The organism is Rhabdobacter roseus, from assembly GCF_014202275.1.
GTDB lineage: Bacteria > Bacteroidota > Bacteroidia > Cytophagales > Spirosomataceae > Rhabdobacter > Rhabdobacter roseus.
In genome coordinates, this window is the sequence record NZ_JACHGF010000005.1 from 255,789 (window position 1) to 272,440 (window position 16,652).

14 protein-coding genes are annotated in these 16,652 nt (G+C 54.6%); 6 read left to right on the forward strand and 8 right to left on the reverse strand.

Translation table 11 applies throughout. The features are described 5' to 3' along the window. Positions 1-111 precede the first annotated feature (111 nt). The 3 genes from xylA to HNQ92_RS17415 all read right to left on the reverse strand — a co-directional run bounded on the left by xylA (position 112) and on the right by HNQ92_RS17415 (position 4,398). Positions 112-1,440, reverse strand: a complete 1,329-nt coding sequence (gene xylA, locus HNQ92_RS17405) for a xylose isomerase (protein ID WP_184175503.1) — start codon at positions 1,438-1,440, stop codon at positions 112-114. A gap of 160 nt (positions 1,441-1,600) precedes the next feature. Continuing rightward, positions 1,601-3,718 (reverse strand): peptidylprolyl isomerase, encoded by a 2,118-nt coding sequence (locus HNQ92_RS17410; protein WP_184175505.1) that lies wholly within the window; start codon positions 3,716-3,718, stop codon positions 1,601-1,603. 167 nt (positions 3,719-3,885) lie between these two features. Then, positions 3,886-4,398 carry a hypothetical protein gene (locus tag HNQ92_RS17415; RefSeq protein WP_246440354.1) on the reverse strand — a complete coding sequence of 171 codons (513 nt, stop codon included), beginning with the start codon at positions 4,396-4,398 and terminating at the stop codon, positions 3,886-3,888. 143 nt (positions 4,399-4,541) lie between these two features. Between HNQ92_RS17415 and HNQ92_RS17420 the strand changes: the two genes are divergently transcribed. From HNQ92_RS17420 to HNQ92_RS17445, 6 genes are all read left to right on the forward strand, one after another. Then, entirely contained in the window at positions 4,542-4,841 is a 300-nt protein-coding gene (locus tag HNQ92_RS17420; protein WP_184175507.1) for an SCP2 sterol-binding domain-containing protein, read from the forward strand. 154 nt (positions 4,842-4,995) lie between these two features. Continuing rightward, positions 4,996-6,441 (forward strand): Gfo/Idh/MocA family protein, encoded by a 1,446-nt coding sequence (locus tag HNQ92_RS17425; RefSeq protein WP_184175508.1) that lies wholly within the window; start codon positions 4,996-4,998, stop codon positions 6,439-6,441. Between the two features lie 408 nt (positions 6,442-6,849). Further along, entirely contained in the window at positions 6,850-7,818 is a 969-nt protein-coding gene (locus tag HNQ92_RS17430; protein ID WP_184175510.1) for a GAF domain-containing protein, read from the forward strand. A gap of 48 nt (positions 7,819-7,866) precedes the next feature. After that, positions 7,867-8,910 carry a sensor histidine kinase gene (locus HNQ92_RS17435; protein WP_184175512.1) on the forward strand — a complete coding sequence of 348 codons (1,044 nt, stop codon included), beginning with the start codon at positions 7,867-7,869 and terminating at the stop codon, positions 8,908-8,910. Then, on the forward strand, positions 8,907-9,680 hold the full coding sequence (locus HNQ92_RS17440; RefSeq protein ID WP_184175514.1) for a LytR/AlgR family response regulator transcription factor: 774 nt from the start codon (positions 8,907-8,909) through the stop codon (positions 9,678-9,680). The genes HNQ92_RS17435 and HNQ92_RS17440 overlap by 4 nt, the downstream gene beginning before the upstream one ends. Positions 9,681-9,815: 135 nt before the next feature. Next, positions 9,816-10,820 (forward strand): bestrophin family protein, encoded by a 1,005-nt coding sequence (locus HNQ92_RS17445; RefSeq protein WP_184175516.1) that lies wholly within the window; start codon positions 9,816-9,818, stop codon positions 10,818-10,820. Positions 10,821-10,951: 131 nt separating this feature from the next. Here HNQ92_RS17445 and HNQ92_RS17450 read toward each other — a convergent pair whose 3' ends face one another. The 5 genes from HNQ92_RS17450 to HNQ92_RS17470 form a co-directional block, all read right to left on the reverse strand. Then, positions 10,952-12,154: an alpha/beta hydrolase family protein gene (locus HNQ92_RS17450; protein ID WP_184175518.1), complete on the reverse strand. Its 1,203-nt coding sequence runs from the start codon at positions 12,152-12,154 to the stop codon at positions 10,952-10,954. A 208-nt stretch (positions 12,155-12,362) separates the two neighbouring features. Further along, entirely contained in the window at positions 12,363-13,094 is a 732-nt protein-coding gene (locus HNQ92_RS17455) for an alpha/beta fold hydrolase (RefSeq protein ID WP_184175520.1), read from the reverse strand. A gap of 198 nt (positions 13,095-13,292) precedes the next feature. Continuing rightward, entirely contained in the window at positions 13,293-15,008 is a 1,716-nt protein-coding gene (locus tag HNQ92_RS17460) for an AMP-binding protein (protein ID WP_184175522.1), read from the reverse strand. 167 nt (positions 15,009-15,175) lie between these two features. Beyond that, positions 15,176-16,021 carry an MBL fold metallo-hydrolase gene (locus HNQ92_RS17465; RefSeq protein WP_184175524.1) on the reverse strand — a complete coding sequence of 282 codons (846 nt, stop codon included), beginning with the start codon at positions 16,019-16,021 and terminating at the stop codon, positions 15,176-15,178. A 63-nt stretch (positions 16,022-16,084) separates the two neighbouring features. Then, on the reverse strand, positions 16,085-16,597 hold the full coding sequence (locus tag HNQ92_RS17470; RefSeq protein WP_184175525.1) for a GNAT family N-acetyltransferase: 513 nt from the start codon (positions 16,595-16,597) through the stop codon (positions 16,085-16,087). Positions 16,598-16,652: the final 55 nt, after the last annotated feature.

Genomic DNA, 16,652 nt, shown 5'->3' on the forward strand with positions numbered 1-16,652 from the left:
CTCGCTCAAAGTACCTCGCTCAAAGTACCTCGCTCAAAGTACCTCGCTCAAAGTACCTCGCTCAAAGTACCTCGCTCAAAGTACCTCGCTCAAAGTACCTCGCTCAAAGTATCAGATAAAGCGATTGATCAGGTTTTCGAGGTACTCTTGTTTGCCGGAGATCATGGCGGGCTCGCCGCCGTCGGCCGCGAGGCCAAAGAGGTCTTCGAGCTGCAAGGTACCTGCTTCAAACTCCGCGCCTTTGCCGCCGTCGAAGCTGTGGTAGCGCTCCTGCCGGATGCGGTCGTACTCGCCGTTTTGCCGGATCTTGTCAGCGATCAGTAGTGCGCGGGCTACGGTATCCATGCCGCCGATGTGCGCGTGGAATACATCCGCTACGTCGGTGGAGTTGCGGCGGCGCTTGGCGTCGAAGTTGATCCCACCGCCAGCCAGGCCATTCGCCTGCAAGATGATGAGCATGGCCTGCGTCCATTCCTGGAGGTCGTTCGGGAACTGGTCCGTATCCCAGCCGTTTTGGTAGTCGCCGCGGTTGGCGTCGATGGAGCCCAGCAGACCCGCGTCGGCAGCTACCTGGAGCTCGTGCTGGAAGGTATGCCCGGCCAGCGTAGCGTGGTTCACTTCCAGGTTGAGCGAGAAATCGTCCAGCAGGTCGTGCTGCCGCAGGAAGCCGATCACCGTGGCGGCGTCGTAGTCGTACTGGTGCTTGGTAGGCTCGCAGGGCTTGGGCTCGATGAAGAATTTTCCTTTAAACCCGTTCTTGCGGGCGTAGGCCACGGCCATTTTGAGCATTTGGGCAAAGTGCTCCTGTTCGCGCTTCATGTCGGTATTGAGCAGGGTCATGTACCCTTCGCGCCCGCCCCAGAACACGTAGTTTTCGCCACCCAGCGCGATGGTCGCGTCCAGCGCCATTTTGATTTGCGCCCCGGCGTGCGTCACCACCTGGAAGTCCGGGTTGGTAGAGGCCCCGTTCATGTAGCGGTGGTGGCTGAAGAGGTTGGCCGTACCCCAAAGAAGTTTCACACCCGAGCTTTTTTGCTTTTCTGCCAGGTACTCGGTCAGGGTTTGGAGGCGCTTTTCGTTGGTCCGGACGTCGTCGGCATAGTCTACCACATCGACATCGTGAAAGCAGTAGTAAGGCGCTCCGATTTTGGTAATAAATTCAAAGGCGGCGTCGGCCTTGTCCTTGGCGCGCGCTACGGCGTCGCTATTCTCGTCCCAGGGATAAAATAGCGTGGGCCCACCGAAAGGGTCCAGCCCGCTTCCGCAGAAAGTATGCCAGTAGGCAATGGCAAAGCGGAGGTGCTCTTTCATGCTTTTGCCGCCCACGACGCGGTTCTCGTCGTACCAGCGAAACGCCAGCGGATTGTCCGTTTCGGGCCCTTCGTAGGGTATTTTCCCGATGCCTTTGAAGTACTCCCTGTCTCCTAGTAGTATGCTCATGTTGTCTTTAAAATTGGTAAATGAATGAGTAAAAAAATGCGTTTGATTTAATAAGTGTAAAATTGACAATTTTTACTGTACCCGTCCAAATTTTTCTAAAAAAAAGGCCGGGACTATTTCGTCCCGACCTTTTTAAAAGTATCGTTATTAAGTATTTCTACTAAAAGAATTTTGCGCGGCGGTCTTCGATCTTGGCGTCGTCGCGAATGGCTTCGTTGAGCAGGAAGCTGGTGCGGCTTTCGAGCGCCTGTACGAGTTGGGTTTTGTAAGGCGTGTAGTCGGCAATTTGGGGAGCGTCGGTACGGCCCGTTAGCTCTACGATAAAGACTCCGTTCTCACCCGTGAATACGCCCGTTTTCTGGCCTTGCTTCAAGCCAAAGGCTTTTCCAAGGGCAATGGGGTCGAAGCCCGCGCTGGACAGAAAGCCCGTCGCCAGCGAAATATCCTCGGCGGTTTCTACCAGTGCACCGGCGCCGTACTTCTTGGCAATGGCTTCCAGGTCACCGGAGGCCCCTTTGAGCTTAGCCGTGATTTGCTCTGCCTTGAGTTGGCTGCGTACTTTGGCCGTGAGCTCATCCCGGAAGTCGTCTACCTTGGCTTTGTCCTTGTCGGTTTTGCCGGTCAGCACCGCCACGATGTACTGTTCGTCGGTTTCAAACACCTGCGACACATCGTTAAGATCCGTTTTGTCATTAAAGGCCCACCGTACTACTTCGCGGGCGTTCTGGATGGCGTTGATGTTGGTGGCCGTCTCGGGAATGCGGTTCGCCGTAGAAACAACCAGGGCGTTGTCTTTTTTCACGGCTTCGTCAAACTGCGCCTTGGTCTTTACAGAGTTAGCAAATTCGTCGGCCTTGCGGTAGGCGTCATCGCGAGTGGCCTGGCTGGGGGCAATGGTTTTCGCAATGGTAGCCACCCGGTACAGCGTATTGGTTTTGGCGTCCGTTACCTTGATGAGGTGAAAGCCAAACTGACTTTCTACCAGCCTGTTCACCAGGCCGGTACCATTCATCGAGAATACGGCATCTTCAAAGGGCTTCACCATCCCGCCGTTGTTTTGGAAGTACCCCAGGTCACCACCGCGCTGGGCCGAGCCCGGATCGGCGCTGTTGGTAGCGGCCAGAGCCTCAAAGCTGGCACCGCCCCGGATCTGGTTCAGGATGCCTTCGGCCCGCTGGCGGGCGGCGGCTTTGGCCGAGTCGGAGGGGTTTTCGGGCCGGATCAGGATGTGGCTGGCCCGGGCGGTATAGAGCGAATCTTTTTTGGTACCGTTGTATTTATAGATAAAGTAGGTATCGCCTTCGCGATAGGGACCGTACACGCCACCCGGCACAAAGGTAGTCACGGCCTCTTTTAGCTGATCGGACATGTTGGCGTACGACATATCCATGGGCAGCGGAATATCCGAGTTCATCCGGGCGTAGGCCGAGTCGTTGGGAGCCGAGGCCAGTCCGCGCGCCAGGGTTTTGATTTCGTTGTAGAGGGCTATGCTGTCGTCTTTGGCGGGCACTACCGAAAAGGACACGTACTGGATGGTACGGGTATCGGCACCTTTGTACTCATCGCGGTGCTTGTTGAGGTAGGCCTCCAGCTGCGAGTCCGTCACTTTCACGGTGGTGTCCGCGATGGAGTAGAAGGGTACGTACAGGTACCGAAGCGACGCCTTGGTGTTTTGGGCTACGTATTCTTTCTCCGACTCCGCTTTGGTCACGTAGGTCGACTGGCGCAAAATGTTTTCGTATTTCTGGCGCAGCCGGTCTTCCCGGAGGCTCGTTTCAAAAGCCGCCCAGGATTGCTGCTGCGGCAGGGGTAATGTTTTTAAATTCTTGAGGTAGTTTACTACGGCACTTTTATCGAAGGCACCCGTTGTAGGATTACCAAAAGCCTGCTGAATGGCCGGGCTAATGTGGTTTCCTTGCACCATGTCCACGAGCTCGTCGTCCGTTACCTGCAGGCCTAGCTTTTCGTACTCTTCTTTGTAGGCAATATCGATCACCAGCTGGTTCCAGGCTTGCTCCCGAAGGGCCACGATTTCCTGCTCTCCGGCGCTACGACCCGTTTGGGCTTCGTAGTTTTGGCGCATGACATCCAGCCGACTCTGAAAATCCTTGATGTCGATTTCTTTACCGGCTATTTCTCCCACCGTCTGGTTATTGTTGCCTCCAAACATGGAATTGGGCCCCAACAGATCACCCCCAACGATAAAAAGGATTAAGCTGATGGCAATCACCGTAACGGCTATTCCCGACTTCTCTCTGATTTTGTTAATTAATGCCATTAGTGCTATTTCAAAATTTGACCCGCAAAATAAAATCTTTTCTCGCTACTATCCAAACGATCTCAGCTAGTTCTGCCGCAAATCGAAGGGGTACCTGGCCGAATCCCCGTTGGCCTTACGCCTGCCAGCCTTGGCCCGCTGCCGAGCCGGACGCCCTGGGGCCGGGCTCAGCTGTACAGATGCTTGAGGTTTAAAGCATAAAGTCCGGTAAAAATCAGGCTAAAAAAGCCACCGCCCAGGCTTGTTACCACCCCAAACCAACCCCCAATCAGGAACAGTGGTGCCAGCAGAATTACTACTACCCCGGCCAGGTAGCAGTAAAAGCCTGTCTTCTGCAGATTCCACATCAGGTAGGCTCCGTAAAGCGTGAGTGATTCGTAGATAAGCATCAGGATAGCACTCATTTGGATGTTATTCGAATTCACACCGCGGAACACGGAGTCGAAGAGCGTATCCATGAGCTCCGCATTTTCGCCCGCCGCGCGCTCCTCCATGTTTTCGCGTAGCTGCTCAAATAGCTCCCTGGTTTGGTCGGCCACTACCCCTGGGCTCCAGAGCCGCTCCGACTGGGTCCAGAGCCCCGACACACAGCTGATAAAAGTAAGCACGCACAGTACGGTCAGGAAAAGGGGGCGCCCCACCGGGGCCCGGCCTGCCGGTGGATTCGTTTCGTTTTGCATAGGTGGTTTTGGGTACTCAAAATGGGGGGCAAAAATTGCGGATTTCGTCGAAAACACCAAAAGCATTTGTTTTTTCTTCCCGGCCCGATACTTTTACGTCGGGTTCCCAGTATTTATTTTATCTCAACTAAAAACCAAACCTCATGAGCTTACAAACCTTAACCGAGCGTATCAGCACCCTGGTGGGCCAAGACAGCGGCCTGGATGCGACCGTCAAGTTCGATACCGACGAAGGATTTATTTTTGTGGATACCAAGCAAGTACCCCATGTGGTCAGCAACGAAGACCACGACGCGGACTGTACCCTAAAAATATCGACGAAGAATGCCCTGAAAATGCTCGACGGCGACCTCAACCCCATGACCGCCTTTATGATGGGCAAACTAAAAATTGATGGAGATATGGGCATAGCCATGAAAATAGCCCAAACGTTTGGCAGCTAGTAGCCAAAGACAGGCAACTTACAGAGCGGTTTTCTAACAGAAACCGCTTTTTTTATTGATTTAGGACGAAAAAACAGAGTATTTTTTAGTAACCGCTCGTCTTTGTAGTATAATTAAAAGTGAGGTAGTTTACCCGATCACTCTCTGCTTAGCGATGACCCACGAAAAAAAAACCTCCCTGAACCGCCGTGCCTTTTTGCAAGGAAGTACCCTGGCCGTGGCGGCTTTTACCATTGTGCCCCGCCATGTGCTGGGCAAAGGGTACCTGGCCCCTTCTGACAAGCTCAACATCGCGGCTGTAGGCTGCGGCGGCAAGGCCGACGTCAACATCCGGCTGGCTTATAACGGCGGTACCGACAACATCGTGGCGCTCTGCGATGTAGACGACCGCCAGGCCAAGAAATACCGCACTCAGTTTGAAAAAGCGCCTTACTACCGGGACTTTAGGGTAATGCTGGAAAAGGAGGCCAAAAACATGGACGCGGTGATCATCACTACCCCAGATCACATGCACTACCCCGTGGCCATCGCGGCCATGGAGCTGGGAAAGCATGTGTACTGCGAAAAACCCCTCACTAAAGATATTTGGGAAGCCCGAAAACTCACCGAAGCGGCCCAAAAGTACCGGGTCGTGACCCAAATGGGCAACCAGGGCAGCAGCGGTGACGGCACCCGCCAAACCGAGGCCATGGTGCAGGCGGGGCTCATCGGCGAAGTACATACCGTGGAGGTATGGACCGACCGCCCCGTGTGGCCGCAGGGCGTGAAGTCGCCGAAAGACCGGGGCGAGTCGCAACCCATCCCGCCCGAGGTAGACTGGAACCTCTGGCTGGGTACCGCCCCGCAGCGCCCCTACCACGAGGCCTACATGCCGTTCCGGTGGCGCGGCTACTGGGACTTCGGTACCGGAGCGCTCGGCGACATGGGCTGCCACTTTATGGATGTACCTTTTCGGGCGTTGCGGCTGGGGTACCCTACCTCCGTGGAGTGTAGCGTAGGCTCCGTTTACGCCGATTTTTTCCAGGAAGCGTTTTTCGATGACGTCTGTCCGCCTTCTTCTTCCATCCACCTCCGTTTTCCGGCCCAAGGTACCTCCGGGAAAGAGATCCGCCTGAACTGGTACGACGGGGGCATTCGCCCGGCGCTGCCGGATGGCTGCAACTACCAGCAGGTATTTGGCAGCAAAGACGGCGGCATTCTTTTTATAGGTACCAAGGGCATCCTGAGTGCGGAGCTTTTCGGGGCTAACCCCCGGCTCTGGCCCGAGGCCACTTTCAAGGGTACCTCGCTGCCCAAGCCTGCCCGTGCGCTGGTAGAAGGGGGTACCGAGGGCCACCAGCAGCAGTGGGTGAAGGCTTGCAAAAAGGGCTTTGGTACTTATACCAGCTCTTCCTTTGACCAATCGGGCCCGCTCACCGAGACTGTGCTCATGGGCAACCTGGCCGTGCGCTCTTACCTCTACCGGGAGCCCCAGGCCAACGGCCGGGGTTATCAGTTTCCGGGCCGCCAAAAACTACTCTGGGACGGCCCTACCATGAAGATCACCAACTTTGCGCCCGCCAACCAGTTTGTGAAGCGCGAGTACCGGACGGGCTGGTAAAGTACCTTTATTTACTACTATTTCTTTACGAGGGCCCAGCGCTCAGCTGCTTACTCGTACTAAGTACTTTATTGGGATTAGTGAAGCATGAACGAGGCGAATCAGCAGAGGGGGTACTTTATCCGCTCTACCAGGTCCGCCTCGTTCTTCTTTCTTTCCCTACCGAATACCTTACTTTCGGACACATATTCGGGTAGTTGACATACTATCAACAGCAGGCTACAATTTTGTTTGCTTGATTTGTATACACAGTTACACGCACAGAACCGGATCAGAGGGGACTGCCTTTATTCGAATTTAGAGAAAACGTTACAATCAGAATTTTCAGGGCTTTTTAGTTGCTTTTATCCCTCCTTCAAGAGGGATAGGCGGATATACTTATCACCAAGTTACCAGAACTACTTCACCATGGAACCCTTACGTCTACTCACTGTATCTCTTCATGAAAAATGGCAACGTACCGTGGAGCAATCGCTCGGGGCAGCGGGCTACCCGTACCATTTTGTGCACGTAGCTTCCAAGCAGCAGGCGCTTCTGGCCTGCTACCAGTCGCGGTTTGACGTGCTCATTGCCAACAGTACCCTGCCCGACGGCCCCGTAACCGACCTCGTGGGGGTACTTGGCCATAGCCTGCCCTGCGTCATCATGAACGATTATAAACAGGGTACCTTCCCCCTCTCCGGCACGGCCAAGTACCATGTGGTGGACCCTCAACAGGTACAATGGGCCGTGGCTTTGCAAGAAGCCGTCAGGAAGTGGGATACCCAGGCCCAGGTGAGTATTAACCAGCACTACCAAAGCGACCGCACCCTCTATGAAAAGGTACTTGAGCGCTGCACCGACGAACTCACGACGCGGTCCGGGCAGGCTATCAAAAATGTGTTGGGGGTACTGGTAGAGGTACTTGGCGTGAGCCGGGCCTACCTGTGTCGAAAGCATACCTTGCTCCAAGACAGCGACGGGGGAGTACTACAAACCCACGAGGTGTATGCCCCCGGCGTAAGCAGCACCAACCAACAAAAAATGCTCAAGAAAACGTTAGTACCGGTTTTTCCCCGCTGGCATAAAGCCTTCGGACAGGGCAAATCCATTTTGGGCCTTACTTCTACCATGCCCCAGCACGAGCAGCGGTGGCTCTTGGGCCGGGATACGCAGTCGATGGTGGCGGTACCTATTTATTCAAAAGGAAGCTGGGACGGTTTTTTGGCGCTGGAAGATACCATGGACACCCGCACCTGGACCCTACCCGAACTCCGGCTCCTGGAAGCAATTACCGAGCTCCTGGCTTTCCACTACGAGCATAAACGCCTACATTTACCGGTCAAGCCCAGCATTAACCTACTTCCCTACATTAAACCGGGCCTGGGGGTAGCTTAATGTGTACCTTGCCGCGTATTCATTCGTATTGTCAGGAGGGGTAAGCTTATGACCACTAATTTATACAAGGGAACCTCCGTGGCCTGGTACTTTTGCCTGGCCACCAGTTTTTTTGTGCTGTTACCCCGCTTACTGCTCTTCTTTTTGGTCCCTAGCCACATGCAGCCCTTCGGGCAGGTGGGCGTCTGGGACCTTGTTTTTCACTTTACTTCCAACTTTCTCTTTGCCTTAGCTTTTGCTACCCTGCTCATCAGCTCACTGAATGCCCCGTATCGTTGGTTTAGTCAGCAAAAAAAGTGGGTTAAAAATAGTCTCTTAGTTTTCCTGTTTTTTACCCTCACGGAACTATTCCTGGTAGGGTACCGCTTGTTTCCGGACGCTGACCTAGCCATTACAGACATTCGGGTTCTGTACTATATTAAAAATAGCGTTATCCTGCTGACGGTCCTGGCCTTTGGGTACTTTATGCAGGTAGCCCAGAAAAACCACCGGATCAGCCTCGAAAATGAGCAGCTAAAGCGCGAGCGGGTCAAAGGCCAGCTGGAAGCCCTTCGAAACCAGTTGAATCCGCACTTTTTGTTCAATGCGCTGAATATTCTGAATGTTTCCATTGCCACTAACCCCGACGAGGCCCACCGCATTGTGCACAACTTGTCGGATATTCTCCGCTACAACCTCAAGATTCAGAACCAACATCTGGTGTTGCTGCCCGACGAGCTCGAAGTGGCGCAGTCGTACCTGGCCCTGCACAAGGCCCGCTTTGGCGAGAAGCTAGTCTTTTGTTTTCAGAATACCGTGACGCGCAAAAAATGGTTTATCATTCCGCTTTCCCTGCAAATCCTGCTCGAAAATGCCATCAAGCACAACGTCATTACGTCCAACCAAATCCTGCGCATTACAGTGCGGGTAGACGAAGAGGAAAAACAGCTGGTGGTCATTAACTCGGTCAATAAAAAAGCCAACCCGGGCAGTACCGGCATCGGGCTCAAAAACCTGGGCAACCGTTACCGGCTCCAAACGGGCCGGGAAACGTCCCTTTTTACCGATGAACAACAATTTATCGTCAAAGTACCTTTGATAGAAGCGCCATGACGCACATTCTGATTATTGAAGACGAGCGCCCGGCGGGCGAGTACCTGAAAAAGTTGCTGGAGCAGCTCGATGCCCGCGTTTGCATCCTGGATATTCTGGAGAGCGTAGAAGCCGCCGTCAATTGGTTCTGTACCGGTCCTGCGCCGGACCTGATTTTCCTGGATGTACAGCTCGGTGACGGTACCTGTTTCGAGATCTTCGAGCAAATTTCCGTCACTTGTCCGGTGGTGTTTACCACCGCCCACGACGAGTACGCCCTGCGGGCCTTCAAGCTCAATAGCATCGACTACCTGCTCAAGCCCATCAAGAAGGAGTCGCTGCGCTTTAGCCTGGATAAATTCTACCAACTCAACGACGAAAGTATGAAAGTCCGCACCAAGTACCTGGAGGAGTTGATCCAAACTCAGATCACCGAAAAAAAAGCCGCGCGGCGGAGTTTTTTGGTGCCCTACCGCGACAAGCTCATTCCGCTGAACGACGAGCAAATAGCCTGGCTCACCATCCGCAACGGCGTGGTGGTAGGTACCCTGCACGACGACCGCAGCTACCCCATTGATAAATCCCTGGAAGAGCTCGAAAGCCTGCTCGACTCCCGTAATTTTTTCCGGGCCAACCGCCAGTTTATCATTGCCCGTAGTAGTATCCGGGAGCTCGAGCTGTACTTCAACGGCCGCCTGCTGGTGCGGGTGACGCCCACTTCGCCCAACCTGATTCTGATCAGCAAAGAGCGGGTGTCGGTTTTTAAGAAATGGTTTGAAGAAACGCTCTAAATAAAATTTACGGCCGATTTTTCCAGCCTCATGCCTCCTATTTTCTGTTTCAATGCATCTATCAGAAAAGGAATGCGCTTTAATGGATAACATTGTTCCACCGAAGTCATCACCTACTCCATCCTTTTCTGATCCATGTATACGGCGCGTACCATTAGCTACAAGGTCATATTAAAGTTTTCCTGGCCAACCATTCTGTTTTACATTGCCTATTCGAGCCTGATTTGCGGGTTGTACTACTTTCTGCAAGTACCCCTGGGCGTTTCCTTCGTCCCGATTGGCCTCATCGGTACGGCGGTAGCCTTCTACGTGGGATTTAAGAATAATTCGTCGTACAGCCGGTTGTGGGACGCGCGCCGGATCTGGGGCAGCATGGTACACGCCAGCCGCTCGTGGGGGGCCTACGTCACGACCTTCATCCGACCCAGCGAGCTGCTCTCGCGCCAGGAAGCGCAGCAACTTCACCAGGAATTGCTCTACCGGCACATTGCGTACATCAACGCGATACGCGTACAGCTACGGAAGAAAAGCGTCTGGGGTGACACCAACACCACGGCCCACGAGGTAGTTCGATCCAAAAACGCGCCCGCGTCCGACTCCACCCTGCACGACGTGATGGCCCCATATTTGCCGGAACAGGAGATCAGCAAGTACCTGCAAAAAAAGAACCCGGCTACGCAGATTCTGCGGGCGCAGATTGCCCGGCTGGCCGAGCTCCTCGACCGGGGCGTACTTTCGGAGCTGGGCCACGTGCGCATGATGGCCCTCACGCACGACATCTACACCCAGCAGGGCTCCTGCGAAGGCATCAAGACCTTCCCTTTTCCCCGGCAGTACGCCTACTACAGCAAGGTCTTCGTTTGGTTGTTTATCCTGGTACTTCCCTTTGGTTTACTCACCGAGTTTGCCAAGCTAAACGGCGAACTGCTGTGGCTGCTGGTCCCTTTCTACGCCGTAATTGCCTGGGTATTCAATACCATGGAGGTGGTGGGCGACACCAGCGAAAACCCCTTCGAAAACGCCATCAACGACGTACCCATGACCGCCATCTGCCGGGTGATCGAGATTGACCTGCGCGACATGCTGGACGAAGAGCAAATACCCGCTCCCGTGGAAGCCGTCAACAATATATTGATGTAGTGCTACGGAGCTAATCCCCTGCGTAAAGTACCTATATTTATTACGTCCACCATAATACACCAGCGAGCCGCTCCCGCCGGGTACCTAGGTACTTAGCAGGAGCGGCTCGGCTTTATGAACGATAGCGCCCGTTAGGGGGTACTTGTAAAAAACTCAAAAGTACCCAGCAGGAAGTCGTTGATGGCCGTGTCGTGGGTGCGGCCCGCCAGCGGAAAAAGGGTTACGTTGGTGGCTCCGCGGGCTTTCATGGCGTTGAACGCATTCTGTGAATTGAAGAACAACACCAGGCGGTCGGCATCGCCGTGGTAGAGGCGGGTTGGGGTACGGGGCTGCCAGTCGTACACGTTGTTGTCGGCCACGGCGTCCAGGAAAGCCTTGTCGGTGCCATCGTTGATGCCCTGCTTGAAGGCATCGGTAAAAATGGTGTTCAGCGATACGTTGATGTTGGCGTCGATTCCCTGCTGCTGAATCTGCGTAGCGTAGGGCTCCTTGAAATAAGCCGAAGCAGGCCGGTTGAGGCCATAGATGCGGTTGTAGGTGAGCGTTACCCACAAGTAGAGCGAGTTATAGCCGGGCACGCCCACGGTTTCGTTGTTGATGAGGTGCTTCATGAAGGCCGTCTTGTCGTACGCCCCTGACCCGCAGCTTGAGGCCCGCAGGTTAAACTCCGAAGCATGGTTTTCTTCGATCTCCTTCTGTAGGCTAAGCGTGGCGAAGCCGCCTTCCGAATAGCCCGTCAGGTACAGCCGCTCGTCCCATTTCACCTCCGTTTGGTTCCGTAAAAATTCTTTCGCGGCCCGCAGCATATCCAGAGAAGCCGAGGCCAGGCTGGCGCGGTGCTCATACGGATGCGGCAGGGCCTTGGACTCCCCGTAGCCGATGTAGTCGGGGTACACGATGATGTACCCCAGCCCCCCAAACACCGCTCCCGCCAGGTAGGCTTCGGTACCTTGCTTGAAATAGGACGGCGCGTCGGCTTCGTTGCGCAGGGTACCGTGCTGCACGCTCACCATGGCTACGGGTTGCGTAGTAACGGGTAGTATGATGGCGCCCGAGGCGGTGATTTCCTCGCCGTTAGTGTTTTTCGTTTTGTAGGTAAGGCGGTGTACCTTTACGCCGTTTCGCATAAAAGCCACCAGCAGAGGGCTCAACGCCGATACTTGCTGGCCAAGCTGCTGCTGGGTGAGCTCGGTAAGCTGGCTGCTCGCCACCAGTACTTGATTTTGCGGCTCGGAGGGGCCACCGCTGCGGTCGCAAGCCCCCAAAAAGAGTAGCGCCCACAGGCCAAGGAACCCGGCTCGTCGGCGGAGAAGGGAGCGAAATTGGTATATCATGAATAGGATTTGATGAAAAAGTTTAGACGCGCTTTTAATAACGCATTCCTGCCCTTTTTCGTTTAGCGGCCCGCTTCATTGGTCCGAAAAAGTACTGGCCGCTCAGCCGATCGCCGGAGGTACTTTACAGCTAGGGTACCTGGCAAAAAAAAGTCTGTTGAAGCAGCAGTACTTCAACAGACTTTGATATACTATAACCCACTGGCTATCAGAACTTGTCCAGGTACCAGCGGATGATGCGCGAGGAGGCGTCGGGGCGCTCTATCATGCCCATGTGCCCGGCCTCGGCCAGGATGAACGGATAGCCCTTGGCGGGGAATTCGGCCAGTTCGATGCTTTTTTCAAAAGGGACCAGTTGGTCCCTCATTCCTATGATAAACAGGATCGGAAAGGGCAGCTGGCTAAGTACCTGCGTGCGGTCTGGGCGGTCGCGCATGGCTTCTATTCCCGCTGCCAGCGCTTCGGGGGGTAGTTTGCCGAAGCGCTCCACGTGGCTGGCAACGCGCTCGGGGGCCAGCTCTTTGAAGCGCTCCCCAAACATACTGGGCCCGGTGTGGCGCAAAAAGGCTTCCGCGCCCTGCTTCCCCAGCAAGTCGGCCATTTTGTTGCGCTGCTCTTTTTTGGCGTCGTCATCGGCGTAGGCGGTAGAGTGAAACAACCCAAAGCCTTCGAGCATGTCGGGGTACTTTTCGGCAAAAGCCAGCGCGATGTACCCTCCCATGGAATGTCCAATGAGAGTACACTTGGTGATGTTGGCGTTGGTAATCAGGCGATGTACCTCCTCGGCGTAGTCTTCTACGCTTTTGCAGGAAGTATAAAGGGAAAGGTTGGGCCTAACAACCGTATAGTACTCATTCAGTAGCACATCCAGTTCTTCCCAGATGGTATCGTCGACTCCGTGGCCGTGCAACAGAACGAGCGTTTTTCGATGAAGCGTCATAGTTTTTCAAGGTTTATGGAAATAATGTTCATTGAGTTGTCGGCTTGGGGGTACTTGGTCAGGTACCCCCAAGCCATAAGAAAAATAGCCTTAGGGCGGGTAAAATACAAATTTCGCACCATTAGGAAGCAAAAAGTCCCGACTTTTCTTGCCAGCCGGGACTTTGAAATGAGTACCTGAATCTTTTTTAAGTTGCGCTTATTTGGCTTTGGCAACCTCTTCGTCCCGCAGGGCCCGCCGAAGGATTTTCCCCACGTTGGTCTTGGGTAGTTCTTCCCGGAATTCCACGTGTTTGGGACATTTGTAGGCCGTCAAGTGCTCGCGGCAGTACTTCTTCACATCCTCCACCGTCAGTGCTTCGTCTTTTTTGACGACAAATATCTTCACGGCCTCGGTGGATTTGTCGCAAGGTACCCCTACGCAGGCTACCTCCATAATACCGGGGTGCTGGGCCATCACTTCTTCCACTTCGTTGGGGTACACGTTGAAACCCGACACCAGAATCATATCCTTTTTACGATCCACGATCTTGAAGAATCCGTCCTGATCCTGCACGCCAATATCGCCCGTTTTGAACCATTGCCCGCTTTCATCCTCAAACATCACCTTCGCCGTTTCGTCGGGACGGTTATAGTAGCCAGGCATTACCTGCGGCCCCTGGGCGCAGATTTCACCCGCCTCGCCCACGTCGGCCCAGGTGTTGTCTTCGCGCAGGATGCGCATTTCGGTGCTGGGCCAAGGTACCCCAATGGTACCGATGCGGTTCTCGCCCTTGAGCGGATTGGACGAAAGTACCGGTGACGTTTCTGACAAACCGTAGCCTTCGGCGGGTAGGCAGCCGGTCGCTTTTTTCCAGCGTTCCGCTACGGCCGTTTGCAGGGCCATCCCGCCCGCCGAGGTTACCTTCAGCTGGCTGAAATCGACTTCGCCAAAGCGGGGGTTGTTTAATAGTCCGTTGTAAAGCGTATTGAGGCCCGTAAAAATAGTAACCTGGTACTTTTTCAGATCGTTGATGAAGGCATTCATGTCGCGCGGGTTGGTGATCAGCAGGTTCATCCCACCGCTTTTGAGGGCCGACAGCGCGTTGACCGTGAGCGCGTACACGTGGTACAGGGGCAGCGCCGCCACAATGACGGGCTTTTTGCCGTTTGCCAGCTCGCCCGTCATGGGCTTGAGCCACTCGTTGTTGGCCTCCACGTTCGCAATCAGGTTGCGGTGGGTGAGCATAGCTCCTTTAGAAACTCCCGTAGTACCACCCGTATACTGAATAAAGGCCAGGTCGGTGCTGGCCAGCTGCGGGCGCTGGTAGCTAGCCGAACTACCCTCGCTCAAAGCCTTCCCAAACGAAATAGCGCCGGGCAACGAGTAGGCCGGTACCATCTTCTTGACGTACTTCACCACGGCGTTGACGACCCATTTTTTGGGCGTACCCAGCAAATCTCCGATCTGCGTTACGATCACGTGCTGGAGGTCCGTTTTGGCGATGATTTTTTCGAGATGGTGGGCGAAGTTAGCCAGGATCACGATGGCTTTGGCCCCCGAGTCCTTGAACTGGTGCTGCATCTCGCGTGGCGTGTACAACGGGTTGGTATTAACCACCACCAGGCCCGCCCGCAACGCCCCAAACATGGCTATGGGGTACTGTAGCAAATTGGGCATCTGGATGGCGATGCGGTCTCCCTTCTGGAGGCCCAGGCTTTGTAAGTAGGCAGCAAAGGCCCGCGACAGCCGATCCAGCTCGCCAAAAGTCATTTCTTTGCCCATGTTGGCGTAGGCCGGGTGCGACGCAAAAGCCTGAAACCCTTCTTCCATCATTTCCAGGAGCGAAGGGTACCGATCGGGATTTATTTCGTGAGGAACGCCCTCGGGATAATATTTCAGCCAAGGGTAGGTTTTAGTGGTTGTATTAGACATGGGTAGAGCCTGTTTATTGATTCACTGGATTCCTTTATTTATTGAAACGACAAAGTACTCGTTAAAGTTAAAAACATATTGGTTTTATCCCATTTTTTTACTTATAAATCTTACCTCAGCGATTCTTCCGCGGTAGCTCCCGGCTAATAAAGCGACTGAACCAACCGCTAGGCGATCACCGCTTTTTCCCCCAGCCGAAGCACACAAAAAGGCGTGCCGTAGCGCTCGGCTTCCCGAACAAATACCTCCGGCTCCTCGGTATTGAACGTAAACAAATGGTAATGGTGCGGGATCACCAGCCCAGCCCCGATCTGCTTGCCCAGGCGGGCGGCCTCCTCGGCACTTAGGTTTCCGGCTACGCGGCGCTCGGGCTTATTGCCGTTGATGGGCAGAAAGGCCACGTCTACCTGGTAAGGGGCCAGGAGCTCCGCCAGGCCGTCAAACCAGAGCGTATCGCCACTGTGGTATACCCGGTAGGGGCCAAACGCCACAAGGTACCCCAGGTACTTGCACTGCCCCAGGGCGTCGCGCTCCAGTTCGTTATGGGCCGCCGGGACGCCATACAAGCGAAAGCCCTGTAGTATACGGTCCTGCTGGTCATTCAGGCCAATCGGAAAATCATCCGGGCAACCCAGGCGCTCGGCCACAAAGGCCCGGTTGGCCTCGGGAATCACCAGGTTCAGCGTCGGATTAGCCCGTAAAATGGGTTTGAGGGTATCGGCGTCGAGGTGGTCGGTATGGTTGTGGCTGCTCGTGACGACGTCAATAAAATCCAGCCGCGCCGGGTCCACGACGCGCTCGCTCATGCGTACGTGCGGCTTGTCAGTACCCTGGTACTTGCGCGAGAGCGAATCAGACAGGTACGGATCGAAGAGGAGATGCTTCCCCTGCCACTGGATCAAAAAGCCACTTTGCCCTAACCACCAGATCCGGAAGCCGCTCTTTTCCGAGGCCGTGGCTCGGACTTCAGACAGGAAGGCGTCGTCTTTTTGAAAGGCTGGGATCAGTTGCATAGCGGCGAAAAGCAGATTGGATGTAGGTACTTTTTGATTAACAAAGTACCATGGGTCCAAAATCTATTCATTTCGGGTCAGCTCCCAGCGCCACACCACGCCTTCATCGGGATGATCCACCTCACCGATCCGGACAAAGCCCAGCTTCTGGAGCAGGCGCGCGGAGGGGTTTTCTTCCGGCATGGTGTGCGCCAGTATTTTTTTTACTTCCGGGTACGTCAGGGCGTTTTGCACCAGAGCCTGGGCAGCCTCGGTAGCCAGGCCCTTTTGGCGGTGCGAAGCGCGTATTTCGTAGCCTATTTCCACGCAGCCCTGGTCGTCGGGCTCGCCTTTGTAGCCGCAGGAGCCAATGAGCAGGTTATCGGGCTCGTAAATGATCAGGTAGGTCCACCAGTCGCGGAGCGGTGGGTGCGCTTTCCAACGAAGGTAGGCGGGCGCGAAGGCATCCCGAAACTGGGTCCATTTACGGGGTACATTGGCCCCCAGCACCTGGCCCAGAATGCCATCACCCATCCGGATCGCATCAAACAGGGTATCGTCGCAGGGGATAATTTTCAAACGAGGGGTTTCTAGCATACTTAAAGAAAGGTACTTGGATTGATATAAAAAACCCGTGCTGCCGGAGAGTATT

What these genes read in the sequence shown, in the direction of transcription:
- xylA (WP_184175503.1), bottom strand. Translation starts at nt 1,440, where the DNA reads ATGAGCATACTACTAGGAGACAGGGAGTACTTCAAAGGCATCGGGAAA.
- HNQ92_RS17410 (WP_184175505.1), bottom strand. Translation starts at nt 3,718, where the DNA reads ATGGCATTAATTAACAAAATCAGAGAGAAGTCGGGAATAGCCGTTACG.
- HNQ92_RS17415 (WP_246440354.1), bottom strand. Translation starts at nt 4,398, where the DNA reads ATGCAAAACGAAACGAATCCACCGGCAGGCCGGGCCCCGGTGGGGCGC.
- HNQ92_RS17420 (WP_184175507.1), top strand. Translation starts at nt 4,542, where the DNA reads ATGAGCTTACAAACCTTAACCGAGCGTATCAGCACCCTGGTGGGCCAA.
- HNQ92_RS17425 (WP_184175508.1), top strand. Translation starts at nt 4,996, where the DNA reads ATGACCCACGAAAAAAAAACCTCCCTGAACCGCCGTGCCTTTTTGCAA.
- HNQ92_RS17430 (WP_184175510.1), top strand. Translation starts at nt 6,850, where the DNA reads ATGGAACCCTTACGTCTACTCACTGTATCTCTTCATGAAAAATGGCAA.
- HNQ92_RS17435 (WP_184175512.1), top strand. Translation starts at nt 7,867, where the DNA reads ATGACCACTAATTTATACAAGGGAACCTCCGTGGCCTGGTACTTTTGC.
- HNQ92_RS17440 (WP_184175514.1), top strand. Translation starts at nt 8,907, where the DNA reads ATGACGCACATTCTGATTATTGAAGACGAGCGCCCGGCGGGCGAGTAC.
- HNQ92_RS17445 (WP_184175516.1), top strand. Translation starts at nt 9,816, where the DNA reads ATGTATACGGCGCGTACCATTAGCTACAAGGTCATATTAAAGTTTTCC.
- HNQ92_RS17450 (WP_184175518.1), bottom strand. Translation starts at nt 12,154, where the DNA reads ATGATATACCAATTTCGCTCCCTTCTCCGCCGACGAGCCGGGTTCCTT.
- HNQ92_RS17455 (WP_184175520.1), bottom strand. Translation starts at nt 13,094, where the DNA reads ATGACGCTTCATCGAAAAACGCTCGTTCTGTTGCACGGCCACGGAGTC.
- HNQ92_RS17460 (WP_184175522.1), bottom strand. Translation starts at nt 15,008, where the DNA reads ATGTCTAATACAACCACTAAAACCTACCCTTGGCTGAAATATTATCCC.
- HNQ92_RS17465 (WP_184175524.1), bottom strand. Translation starts at nt 16,021, where the DNA reads ATGCAACTGATCCCAGCCTTTCAAAAAGACGACGCCTTCCTGTCTGAA.
- HNQ92_RS17470 (WP_184175525.1), bottom strand. Translation starts at nt 16,597, where the DNA reads ATGCTAGAAACCCCTCGTTTGAAAATTATCCCCTGCGACGATACCCTG.